Consider the following 21,667-nt stretch of genomic DNA (forward strand, 5'->3'; position numbering starts at 1 on the left):
TGATCGAGACTACCGGTCGGGGTGGATCGGTGGGTTCGACGCCCCGTCCGCAGTCTGCGGGTCGGTGCCGACCGACGCCTGGGCACGCGAGAGCCGAACCGTCGTGACGAGCATGACGGCCACCGCCACGGCGATGATGGCGAGTGCGCTGCCGTCGGTTCGGATTCGCTCGTCCAGAACCGTGACACCGATGAATGCCGCGCCGAGAGGTTCGCAGATCGTGACGGCCGGCATCGACGCGGACAGCGGCCCGACCTGGAATGCGCGTTGCTGCAAGTAGAACCCCAGAACGCCGCAGCCGACCAGGGCGTAGGTCTGCCACGCCGCCAGCGCGCCGAGCAACTCGGTGTCCACGAGGTCGGTGACGAACTTCGTCAGAGCTGCAGCCAGACCGAACAGCAATCCTCCTGCCGCGCCGAGTAGTAACGCTCGCACGCCGGGAGCCGTGGCAACCAACCCGCCGACGGCCGCTCCGCCGATCACGACGGCCGCGACGATCAGCGGGAAGATCCAGTCGGAGAGGGGAGCGTCGGTGTTCCCCTCGCTCGGATCGCCGACGACGAGGAACACAGCCAGCGCTGCCGCCAGCAGGAATGCGAGCGCCCAGGTCGAGCGAGGGAGGGAGCGGCCCGCCAATTTTGCCGACATGGGTAGTGCGAACAGCAGGGCCGTGACGAGCAACGGCTGCACGACCAGCACCGAACCGACCCACAGTGCGGCGATCTGCACCGCATATCCGCCCCCGTCACCGAGTACGCCGACCCACCACCGCGGGCTACGGATGAGGGCCGACAACAGCGACGTGCCCTCGGGCACGGATGCTGCGGCGCTCTGCTGCGCTACCGAAGCACATGCGAACAGGAAGGCCGAGACGAGCGCGAGCCCGATCGACAACCAGGGCGAGTTCACCCGCGTCGTCCTCGGCGCTCGCCCCGCCTGCCCCCGGTCGGCCCGCTTCGCTCGCGCCGGGACGGTGCTGATCCTCGTGCCCCCCGTGCTGCCCGGGTACCGCGCTCGGACGCGGATGTCTGGGGAGACTCGGGCAGGGGACGACCGAGGGGCGTTCTGGCTCCCGTCATTCGACGCCACGAGGTCGGATCGGTCTCGGTGTCGACCACCGTGGCCGAGACGCCGGCTTCGTCGGCCATGGCACACACGAGATCCAGTTGGTCGGCGGTAGCCAACGTCACGACCGTGCCGCTGGCACCGGCCCGCGCGGTGCGGCCCGCCCGATGCAGGTAATCCTTGGAATCCACCGGGGGATCGACGTGCACCACCAGCGTGATGTCGTCGACGTGAACGCCACGGGCAGCGACATCGGTTGCGATCAGTGCGGGCGAACTGCCGTCACCGAAAGCGGCCAGCGCACGCGTACGGTGTGCCTGAGTCTTGTTGCCGTGCAACGACGCCGCCGAAACGCCCTGTTTGCGGCACTCGTCGGTGAGTCGATCGACGGCATGGGTCGTACGCAGGAACAACACCGTGCGGCCGTCTCTGTTGGCGAGCGCGGCAGCTACCTCGGTCTTGTGGGCACGATCGACCCGAAACACGTAGTGCGCTATGTCGGGTTCACTCACCGACTCGGCGAGGGAGTGTTCGGCCGGATCGGTCAGAAACTTCTCGACGAGGCGGTCGACGTCCTGATCCAGGGTTGCCGAGAACAACAGCCTCTGACCGTCGGCGGGCGTCGCGGCAAGGAGCGATTCGACCTGAGGCAGAAATCCCATGTCCACCATCCGGTCCGCCTCGTCGATCACGGTCACCTGAACCTGGTCCAACGCGATCGACCGTCGCTCGAGCAGGTCGTTCAGCCGGCCCGGGGTGGCGACCACGATGTCGATACCACGCTGAATATCGCGCATGTTGCGTTCGAGCGGAACGCCTCCGACGAGACCGACGGTGCGCAGGCCGAAGGTGGCACCGTGGAGGTCGAGTACCTCATGGATCTGGAGCGCGAGTTCTCGAGTGGGGGCGAGCACGAGGCCGCGCGGTGCACCCGGCTCGCTGCGACGGCCGGCCAGCCGCACGAGCAGTGGAAGTCCGAACGCGAGGGTCTTCCCCGATCCGGTCGGGGCGCGTCCGAGGACGTCGCGGCCGGCGAGCGCATCGGGTACGGCAGCGATCTGGATAGGAAATGGCTCGGACACGCCCGCACGGTCGAGAGAGTGCACGAGAACTACCGGCAGTCCCAGGTCTGCGAATGATGGAGCGGATTGACCCGGCATGGTGGTGACCTTACCGCTGCGTCACTCACACCCCGGAGACTTCTTGTCGGTACGCAGAAACTTCTTGTCGGTACGCAGGAACTATTTGTCGGTACGCAGAAACTTCTTGTCGGTACCCGAGGCAATACTTCGGATAGAACGCACGTTCGAAGAGCGTTCGAGACCGCAACCGCCGAGGGGGCGGTTGCATGCCGAGTTGGGGGAGCTATGTGCAAGATGTGTCAGGGGCTGAGTCTCGATGAGTACATCCGAGAGGTGAGGCGCTCGATCGAAGAATTCGGGTGGGCCTTGCAGTACGTCGAATCGGAAATCGACAGCGATGGAATTCACCCGGCGTTCTGTTACACCGTGGGTCTGACCGATTTCGGCAGCCCGGAGATCGTGGTGACGGGGCGAGGGCCGCACGAGTCCTCGCGGATACTGAATGCGCTCGGCACTTCGGTGGCCTCGGGAATGCTGGAGATCGAGGCTGGAATGGGTTGCTCAGCAGCAGGATTCGAGTTGTTCACCATCGACGTACCGGATTGCTCCGACATCCTCCATGCCGCGTCGGACGTCTACGGTAAGGGGCGCTTCGGTGCAGTTCAGACCGTCTGGAGAGACCTGGAGGGCTCGCTGCCCTGGGAAGGCATCCCCTCGACGGTGGTACAGCCGATCTTCGGTCCGCTGCCATTCTGATCCAACTCGTCTGCACACTCCGGTGGCGCTGCACGATCCGCGCAGCGCCACCGGAGTAGTGCGAACTACGTCAGGCTTCGACCTCGGAACGATCGCCGCCCCACAGAGTGTGGAACTTTCCTTCCGAGTCGGTTCGCTCGTACGTGTGCGCCCCGAAGAAGTCGCGCTGGCCCTGCGTCAGCGCAGCGGGCAGCCGCTCGGCCCGCAGAGCGTCGTAGTACGAGAGCGAGGATGCGAACGCCGGAACCGGAATACCCAACGATGCCGCAGTGATCACGACGCGACGCCAGCTGTCGATGGCGTCCTCGATTGCATCACGGAAATACGGTGCCAGGATCAAGCTGGGGAGTTCGGCGTCGTCGTCGTAGGCATCCTTGATGCGGTTGAGGAACCGCGCCCGGATGATGCACCCACCGCGCCAGATCGTGGCGAGGTCGCCGGGATGCAGGTTCCAGTCGTACTCGGTGCTGCCCGCGGCGATCTGATCGAAACCCTGCGCGTAGGCGACGATCTTCGACGCGTACAGGGCTCGGCTGATGTCGTGCGTGAACTGCTCCGCGTCGGCCGGTTTGTCAGCGAGTGTTCCCGAGGCCAGCCCAACGGCCGCCTTGCGCTGAGCCCGCGACCCCGAGAGGGCCCGCGCGAAGACGGCCTCGGCGATACCGGTGACGGGGACGCCGAGATCGAGGGCTGCCTTGACGGTCCAGCGGCCGGTGCCTTTTTGCTCTGCAGCGTCGACGATCACGTCCACCAGCGGCTGACCGGTCTTGGCATCGACCTGCCGAAGCACCTCGGCGGTGATCTCGACCAGGTAGCTCTCCAGATCGCCCTTGTTCCATTCGGTGAACACGTCGGCAACCTGCTCAGGGGTGTAGCCCAGGGCATCGCGGAACAGGTTGTACGCCTCGCCGATGAGCTGCATGTCGGCGTATTCGATGCCGTTGTGCACCATCTTGACGAAGTGGCCCGAGCCGTCCGGTCCGATGTGAGTGCAGCACGGAGTGCCGTCCACATGCGCTGAAATGGATTCCAGCAGTGGGCCGAGTGCCTTGTAGGACTCGGCCGGACCACCGGGCATGATCGACGGGCCGTTGAGTGCGCCCTCCTCGCCGCCCGAGATGCCCGCACCGACGAAGAGCAGCCCGCGCTCCTTCATGGCCGCCTCACGGCGGATGGTGTCGGTGTAGAGCGCGTTGCCACCGTCGATGATGATGTCGCCGTCTTCCATCGCGTCGGCGAGTTCCTCGATGACTGCGTCGGTCGGATCTCCCGCCTTGACCATGATGAGGACCCGGCGCGGCTTCGCGAGTGCGGCCACGAATTCGTCGATGGTTTCGGTGCGGATGAACGTGCCCTCGGTACCGTGCTCGTCGATCAGCGCATCGGTTTTCGCGATGCTGCGGTTGTGCAACGCAACGGTATGACCGTGGTGGGCAAAGTTACGGGCGATGTTGGAGCCCATGACTGCGAGTCCGGTGACTCCGATCTGAGCCAGTTCTGTCTCTTCTGCTGCTGAAGTCATACCAACAGCTTTCCCTGCCGAGCGAACTCGCGCGAGCCAACCCCCCCAGATTCGCTCGAACCCGTCCTGGCACAACGACAACGAGGTGTCGCATTCGTCGAGAATGCGACACCTCGTTGCGGTCGAAATGTTCTGGCCGGTTCACGACCTCACAGTGAAGAGCAGATCAGTGGCTGCGAGCCGGACCCTCGAAACCGTCGTACGAGCGGCGATCGGTGCGGCTGCGGAAGCCCCCCGAGCGATGCTCGTCCTGGCGAGGAGCAGACGCGGGTCGGCGATTGTCGGAACCCCGGTTGTCCGAACCGCGACCTTCGTAGCTGCGGCCCTCGGAGCCGCGGTACGAGCTCGAGTCGGAGCGACGGGGGCGGTCACCCTGGTAGCCCTCGCTGGAGCGGGGGTTGGAGCCCTGGTATCCGCCGCTGCTGCGGGGGTTGGAGCCCTGGTATCCGCCGGTGCGGGGACGATCTCCCTGGTAGCCCTCGCTGCTGCGGGGGTTCGAACCCTGGTATCCGCCGCTGCTGCGGGGGTTGGAGCCCTGGTATCCGCCGCTGCTGCGCGGGTTGGAACCCTGGTATCCGCCGCTGCTGCGGGGGTTCGAACCCTGGTATCCACCGGTGCGCGGACGGCTGTTGCGGTCACGAGGTGCAGACTCGGCGCGCAACGGCTCACCGGTCGGCTTCTTCGCGCCGGTGATGCTGTTGAGCTCGGCCGAACCGGGCGAGACGTTGACGGCGGTGGCCTTGACGCCGGCCATACCGGTCAGACGAAGGACCTGACGGCGCTGGTTGGGGAGCACGATCGCGACGACGGTGCCCTTTTCGCCTGCGCGTGCAGTGCGCCCTGCACGGTGCAGGTAATCCTTGTGGTCGGCGGGCGGATCGACGTGCACGACCAGGTCGATGCCGTCGACGTGGATGCCGCGCGCGGCAACGTCGGTGGCGACGAGAACAGGAGTGCGGCCGTTCTTGAAGCGTTCGAGCACGCGGGTGCGCTGATTCTGCGCTTTGCCGCCGTGCAGTGACTCCGCCGCGATGCCGAGCGCACGCAGGCGATCGGTGATGCCGTCGCAGCCCAGCTTGGTGCGCGCGAACATGATGGTGCGACCGCCTTCACGGGCACCGATCTCGGAGAGAACAAGATCTTTCTGACCGCGGTCGACCATGAGGACGTAGTGGTCCATGGTCCGGACGCTGGCTTTGCCGTCCTGGGTGGAGTGCTCGACGTGATCGGGCAGGAACTGGCGTACCAGCGACTGCACCTCACGGTCGAGAGTGGCCGAGAACAGCATGCGCTGACCGTCTGCCGGAGTGTCGGCGAGGACAGCACGCACCTCGGGCAGGAAGCCCATGTCGGCCATCTGGTCCGCCTCGTCGAGCGCGGTGATCTCGATCGAGTCGAGGATGCAGGTGCCCTGACGAAGGTGATCGGCGAGGCGGCCCGGGGTGGCGACGAGGACGTCGACGCCGCGTCGCAGCTGCTCGACCTGCTTGTTGAACGGAGTACCGCCAACGGCGGGCATGACTCGCAGGCCCTGCGCATTGGCGTAGGGGGCGAGAGACTCGACGACCTGGAACGCGAGCTCGCGAGTGGGAACCAGCACGAGCGAACGCGGGCGCTTGGCGGCCGGGCGGTCGGTGTGCAGCGACAGACGCTGCAGAATCGGCAGACCGAACGCGAGGGTCTTGCCCGAACCTGTCTGCGCGCGACCGAGAACGTTCTTGCCGGCAATGGCGTCGGGCAGCGCCTTCTCCTGGATGGGGGAGGGCACGGTGATCGAGTTACGAGCGAGGGCGGCGACAACGGCCTCGGGAAGTCCGAGATCGGCGAAGGTGAACGCCGGTGCAGCTACAGCCGTGGAATCGGACGTAGTGGAATCAGACGTGGTGGAAACGGGTGTGTTGGAAACAGCGTGGGTCACGCAGTAAAGCCTCTCCGGATTGCGGGCACGCCAATAAGCCCGAAGCTGAGAGCACCCGACAACCGGGGAACACGAAAAACAGCCAGAACACATTGAGACGAGCCAGGGCACTGTCACCTGGCCATCGATATGCAGACGAGAGCTACATAAAGTGGGGCTGTTTGTGCCATTTCGATTGCTAGGTCGCGATGGCGACCGAGTTCCACTGTACGGTACCGGCCGCACATTGTTCACCCTGAGTCGGTGTGACCTGTGCGACCCCGACCGTATCCAAGGCTTATCCGAAGAGTCTGCTCAGTTCCTCGAGCCAGGGCATCGCCACGTAGATCGTCGGAAGAACGAGGATCACCACAGCGGTCCCGTAGGCAACTGCGGCGATGCGCACGTCGCGGCCGGGACCGCTCAAGCGTTGTACGCGAATGAGGGTGTGCGGACCGCCTGCCGCCATTGCACCTCTCGGTGCAGTAGAACCGGCACAGGTGACCAACGCCCGGGCCAGTGGGGTGGGCCCGGTGACCTTCACCGCTGAATCGTCGGCGAGAAGTTCGACCAACAGCTGCACGCTGCCCAGGGCCGACTTGCTTCGCACGATTCTCGGAAAAGCCTCGTTCACCGCGGTGAATGCCTCGAGGACCAGGTCGTGGCGGGCACGCAGGTGCGAGCGCTCGTGGCTGAGGATGGCGGTGACTTCTGCCTCGGAGAGTTTGACGAGCGTTCCCCGGCTCAGCACAACCCTCTGCCGCAGACCGGGAAGGCAGTACGCGATCGGCTCGGCCGCGTCGAGTACGCGGATGTCTGCGTCTCGAAGACCGCGAAAAGGGTTCTCGCTCGTGTTGTTTCGGTCCAGGAGATCTACCAGCATGCGGTGTCGTGAGCGCCGACGGCGGGTTCGGACCGCTACCTGAACAAAGGAGAACATCAACTTGGCACCGATTCCGAGCGTGATCGCGAGGACGACCACGTAGAAAAGCCACAACGGCAGGCCGAGCGCGTCGATCTCGTCGGTGGGTGCAGTGGTGGGGCGGCCGTCCGGTCCGGGAACCAGCAGTAGTCCGCCGATCGCAAGGCCGGAGCTGAACGCCGAGAGTACGGCTGCGAGTGCAATGGCTTGCCACAGCACGAGGGCGGCGCGGGGGGAGCGGTACGGCCAGCTGGCGCGGGCGAGCACCGCGGGAACCGGCCCCGCCAAAATCAGTGCGAGTACCGCGAATGCCAGCGCAGTCGTCGAGTTCATATCCTCACTTACTACGGCGAGCGTCGGTCCCTCGAACGGCCTTCTTCAGCCGAAGTGGGCTCTGTGCTCGATTGTGCCACTTCCAGAGCGGCTAGTGCCTCACGGAGGGCGGCCGCTTCGTCTGCGCCCACCTGCCCGACGAAGTGCACGAGCGCTGCCGCCCGCCCGCCCGACGCCGGGGCCTGAGACAAAGCGTCGACCATGAGGCTCGCTACCAACTCGTCGCGTCCGTGCAGCGGCGCGTAGCGGTGCGCTCGATCATCGCGTTGCTGAACGACCAACTTCTTCTTCGCCAGCCGCTGCAGCACTGTCATCACGGTCGTGTAAGCGAGCTCGCGATGCGTTGCCAGCGCCTCGTGGACCTGCCGGACGGTCTGGGGATCCGACGACTCCCACAAATGGTCCATCACTGCGCGCTCTAGTTCACCAAGACCAGCCATTCCACCGAGTCTACGGCTAGTCCGACGCGTATGCGTACTACCCGTAGTAGTAACGACTCTTCGGTCGGTGTGGGGTCCGTCATAGTTGTCGTTGCATCGAATGGGCGGGTCTCGACTTCGGGAATCTCGGGGCGAATATTGTTCACCCGTGATCGTGTCGCCCCGCGGCCCGACTTTCGAGAAGTGAGTGGAGACATCACGTGGATTGGTTCGATTCACTGTCGTTGATCGACGGCCCGGTACCGGTGATCGTGTCCGTTCTCGGCGCTCTCGGTGGCGTTTGGCTGCTCGTGTCGACGTCGCGGCGCTACGCCACCCGTGCGTTGCCGATCGCTGCCACGGCGGCGATCGTCGTCACCGCGGTCGGCTACATGGTGGTGGAGAAGGTGTGGAGACCGTTTCCGGACCCGATCGCCACCTCGATCTACGTGTGGATAGGAGTGGGGCTGGCCGCCGTGTTCGCAGTGGTTCCTCGGCTGATCGCCGCGCGTGGGGTGCTGGGCAGGATTGTCTCGGTGCTGGCAGCTCTTCTCGTGGTTGCGGCGTCGGCCTTGCACGTCAACCTGGAGTTCGACGCGTATCCCACCGTGGGAAATGCGCTGGGAGTCGAGTCGGCAGCCCGCATTCAGTTCTCGAATGTGCCGGCTGCGGTGGAGCAGACCGTGACCGGTGTGCCTCTGGATTCCGTCTGGACCGTGCCCGCCGGTGTGCCGGCCGCCGGAAAGATCACTTCTGCGGCCGTTCCCGGCACGAAATCGAACTTTTCCGCCCGAGACGCTCAGATCTACCTACCGCCCGCGTACTTCGCCGATCCTCGTCCACTGCTACCGGTTCTCGTGCTGCTCGCCGGTCAGCCGGGTGCACCGGAGGACTGGTTCAACGGCGGAAAGCTCGCCCTGACGATGGACAATTTTGCCCGTGATCATGCCGGTCTTGCGCCGGTGGTGGTCGTCGCCGACGGCACGGGGTCGTCCATTGCAAATCCGCTGTGTGTCGATTCGCCGCTGGGCAACGTGGACACGTATCTCTCCCAGGACGTGCCGGCCTGGATCGACAGTGCCCTGCAGGTGGACGAAAATCGTGCCCACTGGGCCATCGGCGGATTGTCGTACGGCGGTACGTGTTCGATCCAGATGGCGACCAATCATCCCGACGTCTATCCCACGTTCCTCGACCTGTCCGGTCAACGTGAGCCCACCCTCGGCGATCGAGATCGCACGGTGCAACAAGTATTCGGCGGCGATTCTGCAGCGTTCACCGCCATCAATCCTCTCGACCTGTTGAAATCGCGTCAGTACCCCGACTCGGCCGGTATTTTCGTCGTGGGCGCGGACGACAAGGATTACAAACCCGGCCAACAAGAGATGTACGACGCGGCCAAGGCCGCCGGAATGGATGTGCAGTACGTGGAGGTACCGGGCGGACACAGCTTCGAGGTGTGGTCGGAGGGCCTTCGTCGTGAGCTCCCATGGCTGGCAACGAGAACAGGATTGATTTCGTGAACGCGACCGATCCGGAACAACCGGCTGCTGCGACCGCGTCGACGCTGTCGGACGACGGGCACGACCCTGTCGGACCGTCGTGGCTGTCGAAGCGAGCGACAGCCCTCGCGGTGGTTGCATCCGCGGTGATGCGCCAGCTCCGGCGGGTGTGGTCACTCATCCTGTTCGGTGTCGTGGGAGCCCCGGTCAGTCTCGCCTTGCTCGCGGTCGTGTGGGCGACGGGCATCACTGCGGCCGTCATGGACGACCGCGGCGAGCTGGACAAGTACTTCGCCGTGGGCATAATGCCGTTCGAGCACTGGCACCTGTGGACGCCGCTGACCTCGGGGCTGGCGGCACCCAACATCGCCGGTTGTGTCGTGGCGACGATCGCGGTTCTGCTCGCCGCTGCGCCGATCGAACGCCGCATCGGGTCCCGTCGTTTCGCCGTTGCGGCATTCGTCACCCAAGTGGCCGGTTCACTGCTCGGTCTCGGTCTCGCGGCTCTGGCCAAGACTTTCGACGCCGATTGGGGCTTCCGGTTGCACGTCGGTACCGCCGTCGGTCCGACGACCTGGATCTTCGGGGTGGTGCTGGTCGCCACGTCGCGAATGGATACGTTGTGGCGCAGGCGGATCCGCGTCGGCGTGCTGGCCTTGCTGGTGACGTTGGCCCTGTTCGGTGGTCACTTGCAGGACGTGATCCGACTGGCTGCTGCAGTCGTCGGGCTGGTAGCTGGGCCGTGGATCGTGGGCCGTTCGGCGCGTGGTCCTCGATTGGCGGGCACTCAACGTGAAGGGCGCGTGTTGGTGGCGCTGATCGTCGCCGCGAGTGCCCTGGGCCCGGTGCTGGCAGCCCTGAGCCCCAACGCGGTCGGTCCTTTCGCCGTACTTCGCGACGTGGTTCGAGGAGTTCCGTACACAGCGGCAGAGGTGCGCGAAATCTGCGCCGATGCGACTACCGACCCGGAGGAATGCCGGCGCGGTCTGCTCGATCTCAGGCTCGGAGGCGTGGGTCCGACCATCCTGAGCATCATGCCGTCGCTGTTCTTACTGGTGGTCAGCGACGGACTCCGACGGGGCAGGCGCTTCGCCTGGGCGATGGCGTTCGTCTCCCAGGTGATTCTGCTCGCACTGTCGCTGGCCAACTTCGCCATTCGGTTCTTGGAGGCCGGTGACGACCAGACACTGTTCTACGGACTGGAATCACCGACCGCATATCGCACCGCCGTGCCGTTTCTGCTGCCACTGATCGTGTTGGTGGTCCTGATCGTCACCCGTCGGTTCTTCGATGTATCGGCACCATCGGGTACTTATCGACGATGGACGGCGTCGGTGATCGGCGTCGGCGTCGGACTGGCCCTGGTCTATTCGATCGGTGGGTATCTGGCGCGTGGTGGTTTTGCCGATTCGCCATCGTTCGGTGGCCTGTTGGCGGACTTCCCGCAGCGCTTGGTTCCGCCGGTGTATCTGCAGTGGCTCGAACCCGCTCTGTTGCCGCAGAGCATCCCCACCACTTTGCTGTTCGAGTGGACCGGAGTGCTGTTCTGGGTGGTGGTATGCGTTCTGGCCGTGAGTACCTTCCTGACTCCGGTGTACGGGCCGGAGACCGACGCCACCGAACAAGCGCGCGGAATGCTCATGGCCAGCAGTGGATCGGCGCTGTCGTGGATGACGACCTGGCGCGGAAACAGGTACTGGTTCGGTCCCGACGGCCGCAGCTATGTCGCCTACCGCGTCATCTCCGGGGTTGCGCTGACGACCGGAGATCCCGTCGGTCCGCGAGAGTCGTTGCGCGAGAATGTCGTCGACTTCGCAGAATTTGCATCGAAGAACGGGTGGATTCCGTGCTTCTACTCCGTCACTTCCGATGTTCGCCGCATCACCGATTCCCTCGGATGGGGCGGAATTCAGGTCGGTGAGGAGACGGTGTTGGACTTGGACGGAATTGCGTTCACCGGCAAACGATTCCAGGATGTGCGGACTGCGCTCAACCGTGCGAAGAAAGCGGGCGTCGCCGCCGAATGGATTCGTTTCCCGTCGGCACCGCTGGCCATCACCGACCAGATCACCGCGATTTCCGAGGAATGGGTCGCAGACAAGGGCATGCCCGAGATGGGTTTCACCCTCGGTGGTCTCGAGGAGGTCGACGACGAGAACGTCCGGTGCCTGATCGCCGTCGACGAGCACCGGACCGTGCACGGCGTGACCTCGTGGATGCCGGTGTACGAGGACGGACTGATCGTCGGATGGACGCTCGACTTCATGCGGCGTCGCTCGGAAGGCTTCCGGCCCACGATGGAATTCCTCATCGCGTCGGCTGCTCTGCTGTGCGAGCAGGAGGGTGCCCGGTTCCTCAGCTTGTCGGGCGCGCCGCTGGCCAAGGTCGACGAGAAGCAACCCGAGCACGTCTCCAGTGCGGAGCAATCGACCCTGTCGGGGCTGCTCGAGCGACTGTTGGACGTGCTCGGGCGAACTCTCGAACCCGTCTACGGTTTCCGTTCGCTGCTGGCGTTCAAATCCAAGTTCCAGCCTCGCTACGAGTCCATGCACATGACGTTCGCAGATCCGGCTGCGCTGCCCAGTATCGGGAACGCGATCGGGCGGGCCTACCTCCCGGACGTGTCGATCGGGCAGGGTTTCAAGCTGGTGCGCACCATGATCGAGCGGTGACGAGGGCTGCGGGTTCCCGGCGGATCAACCGGCGGCGGAGCGATTCCGGGACTTCACCGGCCCGCCCACCGACCCGTACACGTGCCGCGTACCGATCGGAACGACAAGGGGACGATCCGACATGGGATCGTCGATCACGGCGGCCTCCAGCCCGAACACGTCGAGCAGCAGTTGCTCCGAGATGACGTCCTGAGGCCGGCCGGCGGTGACGATTCGTCCCTGCTTCATCACGATCAATCTGTCGCTGTAGCGGAGTGCCAGGTTGAGGTCGTGCAACACCATGACGATCGTGCGGCCGAGTTCGTCGTGCAGGCGATCGACGAGGTCGAGAACCTCGATGGAGTGGGCCAGATCCAGGTAGGTGGTGGGTTCGTCGAGCAGCAGAATATCGGTGCCCTGAGCCAACGCCATCGAGATCCACGCACGCTGCCGTTGCCCTCCGGACAGCTCGTCGACCGGTCGGTCGGCGAGCTCGCCGATGCCGGTCAGTTCGAGTGCATTCGCCACCTCGGACTCGTCGTCCGAGCTCCACTGCCTGATCCACGATTGGTGCGGATGACGACCTCGTGAGACGAGGTCTGCAACTGTCAGTCCTTCGGGAGCGGTCGGTGCCTGCGGGAGCATTCCCAGGGTGCGGGCGACCTCCTTGGTCTTCATGGAGGAGATTGCCCGACCGTCGAGCATCACACCGCCGGTCTTGGGCCTGAGGAGTCGACCCAGAGAACGCAGCAGAGTGGACTTTCCGCAGCCGTTCGGACCGATCACAGTCGTGATCACTCCGGTGTGTATCTCGAGGTCCAGATGTTCGACGATGGTGCGATCGCCGTAACCGAGGCTGAGATCTTCCGCGATCAGACGCGAGGTGTGGCTGGTGGTCATACGGAAGCCTTTCGGTTACTGCGAACGAGAAGGTACAGAAGGAACGGTCCGCCGAGGGCCGAGGTGACGATGCCGACAGGCAGTTCCACCGGCAGAATCGTGCGAGCGATGAGATCGCTGGCCACGACCAGCAGCCCACCGAGCAGTGCTGACGCGATGATCGGTGGGCCGGGGGTCCGCAGGATCCGGAGGGCGATCTGAGGAGCTGCCAACGCGACGAATCCGATGGGGCCTGCCGCGGCAGTGGCGATCGCGGCGAGAGCGACGGCAGCGAGCAGCATCATTGCCTGACTGTGTTGCAGGCGCACACCGAGTGATCGCGCGTTGTCATCGCCCAGACGCAGTGCGCCGAGCGTGAACGTCGCGGCGACGGTGCCGCCGCCGACGAGAACGAGTGCGATAGCCACCGGCCACACCGACGCCCAGTCGGCGCCGTTGAGCGAGCCGTTGAGCCAGACCTGAGCGCGCGAAACGTCGTTGATGTCGGCGCTGATCAGCAGCCAACCGATCATTGCGGTGAGCATCGCGTTGACGGCGATTCCCACCAGAATGAGCCGGAAGCCGTCGACACCCTTGCGCCAGGCCAGGGTATAGATCGCGATCGCGGTAAGCAGGCCGCCGATCAGCGCCGCCAGCGGTAGACCGAGGGTGGCGAGCAGACCGCTGAAGCTGCCGCCTCCGCCGAGGACGATCAACGCGACGGCTGCGGCACTGGAACCGGCGGTGATGCCGAGGATGTCGGGGCTGGCGAGCGCGTTGCGGGAGATCGACTGGGTGATCGCGCCGGAGATTCCGAGCGCCGCGCCGACGAGCAGGCCGGTCAGAGATCGCGGCAGACGCAGGTCCATCACGATGAACCGCTCGATCCTCGTCCCACCGCCGAGCAGTACATCGAGCACCTGCGCTATCGACATCGGAAAGTCGCCACGTCCGATGTTCACACACATGATCAGTACCAGGGCCGCGGCCAGTAGGGCGGTCGCGATGACCATGAAAGGTCGTCGGACCAGAGAGATCGGACCCAGGCGAAATGCGGGCCGGCCGCGAACGACGCCCCTACTCGGCGGTGGTGTGGCGGAGTTCAGATCCGTGGTCACAGGCCGACCAACTTCCGGCGTCGGACGAGGGCGATGAAGAACGGCGCTCCGAACAGGGCCAGAACGATGCCCACCTGGAGCTCTCCCGGGCGCACGACAACGCGTCCGATCACGTCGGCGACCAGCAACATCACACCGCCCATGAGACCGGCATAGGGGACCAGCCAGCGGTAGTCGGGACCGGTCACCGCGCGCGCAACATGTGGAACGACGAGGCCGATGAAGGCAATGGGCCCGCATGCTGCGGTCGCTGCGCCGGTCAGCAGAGTGATGGCCAGGATTCCGACGGTTCGGGTGACCGCGATGTTGGTTCCGAGTGACCGTGCAACGTCCTCACCGAGGCTGATGACGTTCAGGCCGGGAGTGCTCGCGAGTGCAATGAGGACTCCGACCACAAGAAATGGCAGGACCTGCCACAGCACGTCCAGGCCACGACCGGCGACGGATCCGACCACCCAGAAGCGGTAGCCGTCGAGGCTGGTCTGGTCGAGCAGCACGACGGCGTTGGTCATCGCCGACAGGAAGAATGCGACGCCTGCTCCCGCCAGGGCCAGATTGATCGGACTCGATCTACCCGACCCGATCGACGACAGCCCGAATACGACGATGCTCGCTACGGCGGAACCGGCGAAGGCAAACCACAGGTACTGACTCGGTGAGGTGAACCGGAACAGGTAGATGGCCATCACGACGAAGAAGGCCGCACCGGAATTGAGGCCGAGCAAGCTGGCGTCGGCCAGGGGGTTGCGGGTGTGTCCCTGGATGAGGGCACCGGCGATACCGAGTGCTGTACCGACGACCAGGGCGAGCACCGTGCGAGGCATTCGCAATGTGCGCACGATGATGTCGGTGTCGGTGCCCGTCGAGTCGATGAGAGCGTGGGCGATCTCTGCGAACGTCAGTGGGCGCGCGCCGATGGCAATGCTGGCGAGGATGCCTGCCACGAGAGCGACGACCAGGACTGCCAGGCCGAGCATCCTCCGCCGCCGAACGGCGGCCACCGAACCGTCCGTGGGAATCGGCTCGAATCCCTGGTTGGAAGCGGTCCTTTCGCGGACGACCTCGGACGATGCAGCGCCCATCCCGAACTGACGACGAAGGGCTCGGCGCGCGCCGATGGGCCCCTTGGTGGCGCTGTCGCGCAGCGTGAGTCCCAGCCAGCGTCGACCGGTGCTCTGACCTTCGTTGCCGTCGCGGTAACCGCGGTTCCAGACGAACAGGGCCGTCGCGATGCAGACCGCAATGGTTCCGAACACGAATCTGTCCGCCTGGCCGCCACCGTTGTCGTCGCGCAGAGCGCCGACGATCGACCACCCGACGAGCAGCGGAATCAACACGATCAGGGTGTCGACAGCCGCAGCAGCGATGCGGGAGCTCCACGGCGGCGGCCCGGTGGGCACGTCCTCGGTCCCGTACTGCTCGCCGCGAGTTCGGCGAGCGACATGGGAGCCGCTGAGTGGAGTTGCAGTCACTGTGGTCCGGACTCCTCGCTGTGTCGGTGGTACACGGATTAGGTTACGGAACCCTTGCCCCCAACGTGAGACGAGGTAAGGGTAGCGGTACCTGACCGCCGCGATGTCTGGTTAGGCTAACCTATGTCAGAGTCGGGGGCGAGACGAGTCCGCCCATCACGAATTTCGAGGAGCGATCACGTGTCAGTGGCAACTGCGGTATTCACGGGCTGGTCCGATGTGCAGCGATTCGCCAATCGAACCGGCGGGACCGCGCTGCTGAACGGTTCGTGTGCGACCTTGCGCGCACTCAATCCCGAGTACCCGCGGATGTACGCGGTGGCAGCGATGGCGAACGAGGGTAAACGGCGGTGGTGGCAGTTGGCGGTCGGTGTCGGAGCCGGACGCATCGAGCAGATGTACCAGAGGTCGCTCGAGGATCTGGGCTTGCCGGAGGGGGCCGCAGTTCAGGTGGCGACGGCCTTGATTCATGCGGTGGTGGGCCGAGTGTCTGCGCTGCTGGTCGTGGAAGCACGTGCCTGGGATCCGGGTATCGACAATCTGTGGATTCACATGGACAGCGACGGTGGGATCGATTGGGCCGGGGTCGCGTCACCGATTCTCCGAGTGCTGCCGGATGACCCGGCGTCGGGTGAGGCCGGCACGGTCACGCTGCCGTGTGAGCAGGCTCTGCTGATTTGGACTGCGCATCGCTGCACGACGTCACTCGGCGCGGTGTTCAGCGCGATATCGGAGCGCGCTCCGTTGGATGAGCGAGTGTTCTGGGCTCTGGTCGGCGATGCAATCCTGGGCGCCTCGACGCACGTACCGATTCTGGCCGGGGCGAGCGCCTCGGCCGGTGCGCGCCGGGGCCAGATGCTGCTCGACGCCATGGTTGCCGCGGGTGCTCCCGTGCGCTCACGCGTCGGGGCTGCGGGGCGCCAGAGGCTTCGCGCCTCGTGAAGACCTTGCGCTTCAGATGAGGTATGCCTATGCTAATTTTCTACCGACGGACCGAGTCGGAGTCCTGAGGGCTGCAGTGACTCTCGGTCCTTGCCACGGTGGGCCTCTCGTTCCTCGCGAGCGAGAGGCCCACCTATTTTTGTGAGCTGTGCGTCGTGTATCTCTGATGGAGCGCCGACTCACCGGTCGGCCGACTTGTTTCGATGCGACCGGAGGCAGCGCAATGACGGAATCGAACGGCACCACGGAACAGAAGCCCTTCGACGCCATGACGCCGGAACAGTTGACCGAGCTGTGTCAACGAGGATTCGACGGAGTCGTCGGTCTGAAGTACCTCGCTGTATCCGGTGACGACGTGCGTGCAGAGTGGGACGTGACTCCGCAGCTGCATCAACCCGCCGGAATCATGCACGGCGGAGTCCTGTGTGCGGTGGTGGAATCGGTGGCCAGCATCGCCGGGACGGCTTGGTTCGGGTCACGAGGACACGTCGTCGGTGTCAACAACAGCACCGATTTCCTCCGAGCCACACGATCGGGAACCCTGACCGCACACGGACAACCGATTCACCGCGGACGCACGCAGCAGCTGTGGCAGGTGGACATCACCGACGACGGTGGACGCCTGATTGCACAAGGGAAAGTCCGGCTGGCAAATATCGAAAACACTGCACATCTGGGACAGTGATGCCTATGACGGGACGTAGCGACAACGAAGAATCCTTCGTCGAGTCGGGGGACACCGCGCTGACCCCCGGCGCATTCGATCGCCTCGAGTCACTCTTCGGTCCGATCGACGATCAACTCGCCCAGCAGTATCCAGGTGACCGAATCGGCGGGCAGCCCTCTCACACCGTGTACGTCTCGGCGTCGGACGCGTCGGCGGATGTGCCCGCCCTGTGGGGCGCTGCCGCCCTGGCAATTCTGGATGCGCACCCCGATGCGTTCGCCGAACTCGACACCGCTGACGCGTCCGCCCTCGTGCGTGACCGGTTGAACAGTGCGCCCATCCAGGACCTCAGGTTCGATTTCGAGGACGGTTACGGGTGGCGGTCGGACGCCGTCGAAGACCGTCACGCAACCGCAGCGGGTGCAGCGCTGTCGGCGTTGGCGAAAGATCCCGCCGGCCCGACCTGGCTCGGCATTCGCGCCAAAGGGCTTGCCGCACACGAGCGTCGGCGCGGGATTCGAACCCTCGAGCTCGTGTTGGACGGTGCCGGGGGAGTGCCCGACGGGTTCGTGTTCACCGTGCCCAAGCTCCGTGCCGTCGATCAGGTGGCCGCTGTTGTCGCGTTGTGCGAGGAACTCGAGCGCGCGCACGGCCTACCCGATCGCGCCCTGCGGTTCGAGTTGCAGATCGAAAGCCCTCAGGCGGTGATCGGGGCCGACGGCACGACGACGCTTGCGCGGGCGATTACCCGGTCCGACGGTCGCTGCACATCGCTGCACTACGGGACCTACGACTACAGCGCCGCGTGCGGGATCACCTCTGCGCAGCAGTCGCTGGCTCATCCGGTCGCCGATCACGCGAAGAACGTCATGCTGGTGGCAGCCGCGCAGACCGGGGTATGGGTGTGCGACGGCTCGACTCAGGTCGTGCCGACCGGTGACGCCGAGCAGGTTGCGGTGTCCGCGCGGCGGCACTTCGAGCTGGTGACGAGATCCCTCGAACGCGGCTTTTACCAGGGTTGGGACATGCATCCCGGGCACCTGGTGACGCGGTGGTTGGCCACCTTCGGATTCTTTCGCCACGCCATGCCGGTCGCGGCCGCCCGATTGGGTAGCTACCTCGATCGTCAGGGCGGTGCGGTGATGGACGAGCCCGCCACCGCACAGGCACTGGCCGGTGTGCTGGTGCGGGGCCTGGATTCGGGCGCGTTCGGCATCTCGGAGCTACAGGACGTCGCCTCCGCAATCGACCGCGATGTCCTGCGGGGACTGCTCGATCGTTCGGTGACCGTGCCCCTCGGGTGAGGTGCCGCGGCGCGCTCCGCTGCCGGGCGGTCGCCGGCGTGTCAGAATTGCCGAGCATCATCACCGATCGGGACGGAGAACTCCAATGCGGTTGTCTCCGCACGAGCAGGACCGACTGCTCGTCAGCTATGCGGCCGAACTTGCGCGGCGTCGTCAGGCTCGCGGCCTCCAGCTCAATCACCCGGAGGCGATCGCGGTCATCACCGACCATCTCCTCGAGGGTGCCCGTGACGGTCGATCCGTCGCGGACCTGATGTCCTCGGGACGCGAAATACTCAGCGCCGACGATGTCCTCGGCGGCGTGCCGGAGCTCCTTCCCGAAGTGATGGTCGAAGCGACTTTTCCCGACGGCACGAAGCTGATCACGGTGCACGAGCCGATCTCGCCGAAGCGAGGCGACGGTCACCTGATTCCCGGCGAGATCATCACGGTCGCAGGCGACATCGAGATCAACGAGGGTGTCGAGTCGATCACCGTCACAGTCGTGAACGCAGGCGATCGGCCGGTCCAGGTCGGCAGTCACGTGCATTTCCCGCAGTCCAACGAAGCCCTGCAGTTCGATCGCGAGCGTGCCCACGGCCATCGCCTCGACATCCCGGCCGGCACCGCAGTACGTTTCGAGCCCGGCATCGAACAGTCCGTCCAGCTCGTGCCGCTCGGTGGCACCCGCGAGGTCCACGGATTGAGCATGACACCTCCCGGAAAGTTGGACAGCTGATGGCGCGGATGAGCCGAAGTCGATATGCCCAGTTGTTCGGACCCACCACGGGTGATCGAATCCGATTGGCAGACACAGATCTTCTGATAGAGGTCACCGAGGATCGCAGTGGTGGCCCCGGCAACGCCGGCGAGGAAGCAGTGTTCGGCGGTGGCAAAGTAATTCGCGAGTCGATGGGTCAGTCGCGCGCGTCCCGCGCCGACGGTGCGCCGGACACCGTGATCACCGGGGTTGTCGTCGTCGACTACTGGGGGATCATCAAGGCAGATCTCGGTATCCGCGACGGACGCATCGTGGCATTGGGCAAGGCCGGCAATCCCGACACCATGACCGGGGTGCACCCTGATCTGGTCATCGGCCCGTCGACCGAGATCATCGCGGGCAACGGCAAGATCGTCACCGCTGGTGGAATCGACTGTCACGTCCACCTCATCTGCCCACAGATCAAAGAAGAGGCTCTCGGCGGCGGCATCACCACCGTCATCGCCGGAGGCACCGGCCCTGCCGAAGGAAGCAAGGCCACCACCGTCACCCCCGGTGCCTGGCATCTGTCCCGAATGCTCGAGTCTCTCGACGACTGGCCGATGAACATAGTGCTCCTCGGTAAGGGCAACACGGTCAACCCCGATGCGATGTGGGAGCAATTGCGCGCGGGCGCATCAGGATTCAAGTTGCACGAGGACTGGGGTTCGACGCCAGCCGCGATCGACGCGTGCCTGCGGGTATGCGAGGATGCCGGTGTCCAGGCTGCACTGCACTCGGACACCTTGAACGAGGCCGGATTCGTCGAGACCACTCTGGCCGCCATCAAGGGCCGCGGAATCCACGCGTACCACACCGAGGGCGCGGGCGGCGGGCACGCACCGGACATCATCACCGTTGCGGCCCAGAGCCACGTGCTGCCCAGCTCGACCAATCCGACGCGTCCACACACCGTCAACACGCTGGACGAACACCTCGACATGCTCATGGTGTGCCATCACCTCAGTCCATCGATCCCGGAGGATCTGGCCTTCGCCGAAAGTCGGATTCGACCGTCGACCATCGCCGCCGAGGACCTGCTGCACGACATGGGCGCCATCTCGATGATCGGGAGCGATGCGCAGGCGATGGGTCGAATCGGCGAGGTCGTTCTGCGTACCTGGCAGACGGCCCACGTGATGAAGTCTCGTCGCGGCTTCCTGGCCGGCGACAACGGAGCCGACAACAACCGTGTCATGCGCTATGTCGCGAAGTACACCATCTGCCCGGCCGTCGCACACGGACTGGACGCAGAGATCGGCTCGGTCGAACCGGGCAAACTCGCCGACCTGGTGTTGTGGGACCCGGCGTTCTTCGGCGTCCGTCCCCATATGGTCATCAAGGGCGGCATGATCGCCTGGGCGGCAATGGGCGATGCGAACGCATCCATTCCGACTCCACAACCCGAGCTTCCGCGGCCGATGTTCGGGGCCTCGCCCAAGGCGGCGGCAGCCACGTCGCTGCACTTCGTTGCTCCGCAGGCGATCGAGGACGGACTTGCCGGACGCCTGAACTGCGATCGCCGGTTGGTGCCGGTCAAGAACGTGCGTCATATCAGAAAATCCGATATGGCTCTCAACGACGCTCTGCCCAACATCGAAGTGGATCCGGACACCTTCACGGTGCGCATCGACGGCGAAGTGTGGAAAGAGCAGCCGGCGACCGAACTGCCGATGGCGCAGCGGTACTTCCTCTTCTGATGACGGCTGCTCCACACCCGACTGCCGACATCCCGTCGACTGCCCGCCTGCAGGTGACAACTCTTCTCTCACTGGCGGATTCACGTCTTCCTACCGGCGGTCACGTGCATTCCGGCGGAGTAGAGGAAGCGATCGCCTCGGGCTTCGTTCGGGACATCGCGACACTCGAGGCGTTCTTGCGACGCCGTATCCGGACCTCCGGTGCCACCACGGCTTCGGTGGCAGCGGCAATCGTGCGCGGCTCGCTCGCAACGGCCGAGGCGGACGCCGAGTGCGACGCGAGAACACCGTCGCCGGCCGCCAGGTCCGCCTCACGGGCACAGGGTCGCGGTTTGCTTCGCTTGGCCAAGTCGGCCTGGCCGCAGCATGATTGGACGGCGATCGGCCGAAAACCGCACCTGGCGGTTGCTGCCGGGCACGTCGGAATCGCGGCCGGACTGTCGGTTGCCGACACGGCCGCGGTGCAGGTGTACATCACCATGACCGGCTCGGCGATTGCGGCCCAACGTCTGTTGGCGCTCGATCCGGCCGAGGTTGCCGCATGCACCATCCGATTGGGTGACTACTGCGACGATGTGACCGCCGCTGTGTGCGAGTGCCTACCGGAATTGATGGAAATGTCGGATCCATTGCTGGACATGTTCGCCGAAGCCCACGCCGTCCGCGATCGTCCGCTGTTCGTATCCTGAAATTTCGA

The 21,667-nt window shown here is 65.1% G+C and carries 18 protein-coding genes; 9 read left to right on the top strand and 9 right to left on the bottom strand.

The features are described 5' to 3' along the window. Positions 1–9: 9 nt before the first annotated feature. Entirely contained in the window at positions 10–909 is a 900-nt protein-coding gene (locus tag RHODMAR_RS15550; protein WP_008716113.1) for a DMT family transporter, read from the bottom strand. After that, positions 906–2,225 carry a DEAD/DEAH box helicase gene (locus tag RHODMAR_RS15555; RefSeq protein WP_042939436.1) on the bottom strand — a complete coding sequence of 440 codons (1,320 nt, stop codon included), beginning with the start codon at positions 2,223–2,225 and terminating at the stop codon, positions 906–908. The genes RHODMAR_RS15550 and RHODMAR_RS15555 overlap by 4 nt, the downstream gene beginning before the upstream one ends. Positions 2,226–2,480: 255 nt before the next feature. Between RHODMAR_RS15555 and RHODMAR_RS15560 the strand changes: the two genes are divergently transcribed. Beyond that, positions 2,481–2,903 (top strand): DUF4262 domain-containing protein, encoded by a 423-nt coding sequence (locus tag RHODMAR_RS15560; RefSeq protein ID WP_051048054.1) that lies wholly within the window; start codon positions 2,481–2,483, stop codon positions 2,901–2,903. Between the two features lie 70 nt (positions 2,904–2,973). Here RHODMAR_RS15560 and gndA read toward each other — a convergent pair whose 3' ends face one another. From gndA to RHODMAR_RS15580, 4 genes are all read right to left on the bottom strand, one after another. Beyond that, positions 2,974–4,425 (bottom strand): NADP-dependent phosphogluconate dehydrogenase, encoded by a 1,452-nt coding sequence (gene gndA, locus RHODMAR_RS15565; protein ID WP_008716121.1) that lies wholly within the window; start codon positions 4,423–4,425, stop codon positions 2,974–2,976. A 166-nt stretch (positions 4,426–4,591) separates the two neighbouring features. After that, positions 4,592–6,343, bottom strand: a complete 1,752-nt coding sequence (locus RHODMAR_RS15570; RefSeq protein WP_008716123.1) for a DEAD/DEAH box helicase — start codon at positions 6,341–6,343, stop codon at positions 4,592–4,594. A gap of 277 nt (positions 6,344–6,620) precedes the next feature. Then, on the bottom strand, positions 6,621–7,577 hold the full coding sequence (locus tag RHODMAR_RS15575) for a M56 family metallopeptidase (protein WP_008716125.1): 957 nt from the start codon (positions 7,575–7,577) through the stop codon (positions 6,621–6,623). Positions 7,578–7,588: 11 nt separating this feature from the next. Then, entirely contained in the window at positions 7,589–8,017 is a 429-nt protein-coding gene (locus RHODMAR_RS15580) for a BlaI/MecI/CopY family transcriptional regulator (protein WP_042939444.1), read from the bottom strand. A 200-nt stretch (positions 8,018–8,217) separates the two neighbouring features. Here RHODMAR_RS15580 and RHODMAR_RS15585 point away from each other — a divergent pair, with 200 nt between their 5' ends. Together RHODMAR_RS15585 and RHODMAR_RS15590 are read left to right on the top strand one after the other, a co-directional pair. Next, on the top strand, positions 8,218–9,519 hold the full coding sequence (locus tag RHODMAR_RS15585; protein ID WP_008716128.1) for an alpha/beta hydrolase: 1,302 nt from the start codon (positions 8,218–8,220) through the stop codon (positions 9,517–9,519). 128 nt (positions 9,520–9,647) lie between these two features. Further along, positions 9,648–12,170: a bifunctional lysylphosphatidylglycerol flippase/synthetase MprF gene (locus RHODMAR_RS15590; protein ID WP_157226115.1), complete on the top strand. Its 2,523-nt coding sequence runs from the start codon at positions 9,648–9,650 to the stop codon at positions 12,168–12,170. A 24-nt stretch (positions 12,171–12,194) separates the two neighbouring features. On the opposite strand, the gene RHODMAR_RS15595 is transcribed toward RHODMAR_RS15590, so the two are convergent. From RHODMAR_RS15595 to RHODMAR_RS15605, 3 genes are all read right to left on the bottom strand, one after another. Further along, positions 12,195–13,049, bottom strand: a complete 855-nt coding sequence (locus tag RHODMAR_RS15595; RefSeq protein WP_008716133.1) for an ABC transporter ATP-binding protein — start codon at positions 13,047–13,049, stop codon at positions 12,195–12,197. Beyond that, positions 13,046–14,041: an iron chelate uptake ABC transporter family permease subunit gene (locus RHODMAR_RS15600; protein WP_198289458.1), complete on the bottom strand. Its 996-nt coding sequence runs from the start codon at positions 14,039–14,041 to the stop codon at positions 13,046–13,048. The genes RHODMAR_RS15595 and RHODMAR_RS15600 overlap by 4 nt, the downstream gene beginning before the upstream one ends. A 101-nt stretch (positions 14,042–14,142) precedes the next feature. Next, a complete protein-coding gene (locus RHODMAR_RS15605; RefSeq protein WP_008716137.1) occupies positions 14,143–15,618 on the bottom strand; it encodes an iron chelate uptake ABC transporter family permease subunit in 1,476 nt (491 codons plus the stop codon). Positions 15,619–15,804: 186 nt separating this feature from the next. On the opposite strand from RHODMAR_RS15605, the gene RHODMAR_RS15610 reads away from it, so the two are divergent. The 6 genes from RHODMAR_RS15610 (at position 15,805) to RHODMAR_RS15635 (ending at position 21,659) form a co-directional block, all read left to right on the top strand. Continuing rightward, entirely contained in the window at positions 15,805–16,560 is a 756-nt protein-coding gene (locus RHODMAR_RS15610; RefSeq protein WP_008716139.1) for a hypothetical protein, read from the top strand. 223 nt (positions 16,561–16,783) lie between these two features. Continuing rightward, a complete protein-coding gene (locus RHODMAR_RS15615) occupies positions 16,784–17,245 on the top strand; it encodes a PaaI family thioesterase (protein ID WP_008716141.1) in 462 nt (153 codons plus the stop codon). Between the two features lie 5 nt (positions 17,246–17,250). Beyond that, on the top strand, positions 17,251–18,531 hold the full coding sequence (locus tag RHODMAR_RS15620) for a DUF6986 family protein (protein ID WP_008716143.1): 1,281 nt from the start codon (positions 17,251–17,253) through the stop codon (positions 18,529–18,531). 85 nt (positions 18,532–18,616) lie between these two features. Continuing rightward, positions 18,617–19,249 (top strand): urease subunit gamma, encoded by a 633-nt coding sequence (locus RHODMAR_RS15625; protein ID WP_008716145.1) that lies wholly within the window; start codon positions 18,617–18,619, stop codon positions 19,247–19,249. Then, on the top strand, positions 19,249–20,970 hold the full coding sequence (locus tag RHODMAR_RS15630; RefSeq protein WP_008716147.1) for an urease subunit alpha: 1,722 nt from the start codon (positions 19,249–19,251) through the stop codon (positions 20,968–20,970). The genes RHODMAR_RS15625 and RHODMAR_RS15630 overlap by 1 nt, the downstream gene beginning before the upstream one ends. Continuing rightward, positions 20,970–21,659: an urease accessory protein UreF gene (locus RHODMAR_RS15635; RefSeq protein WP_008716148.1), complete on the top strand. Its 690-nt coding sequence runs from the start codon at positions 20,970–20,972 to the stop codon at positions 21,657–21,659. The genes RHODMAR_RS15630 and RHODMAR_RS15635 overlap by 1 nt, the downstream gene beginning before the upstream one ends. Positions 21,660–21,667 lie beyond the last annotated feature (8 nt).

Origin of the sequence: Rhodococcus sp. AW25M09, from assembly GCF_000333955.1 — a bacterium.
Taxonomy (GTDB): Bacteria; Actinomycetota; Actinomycetes; order Mycobacteriales; family Mycobacteriaceae; genus Rhodococcoides.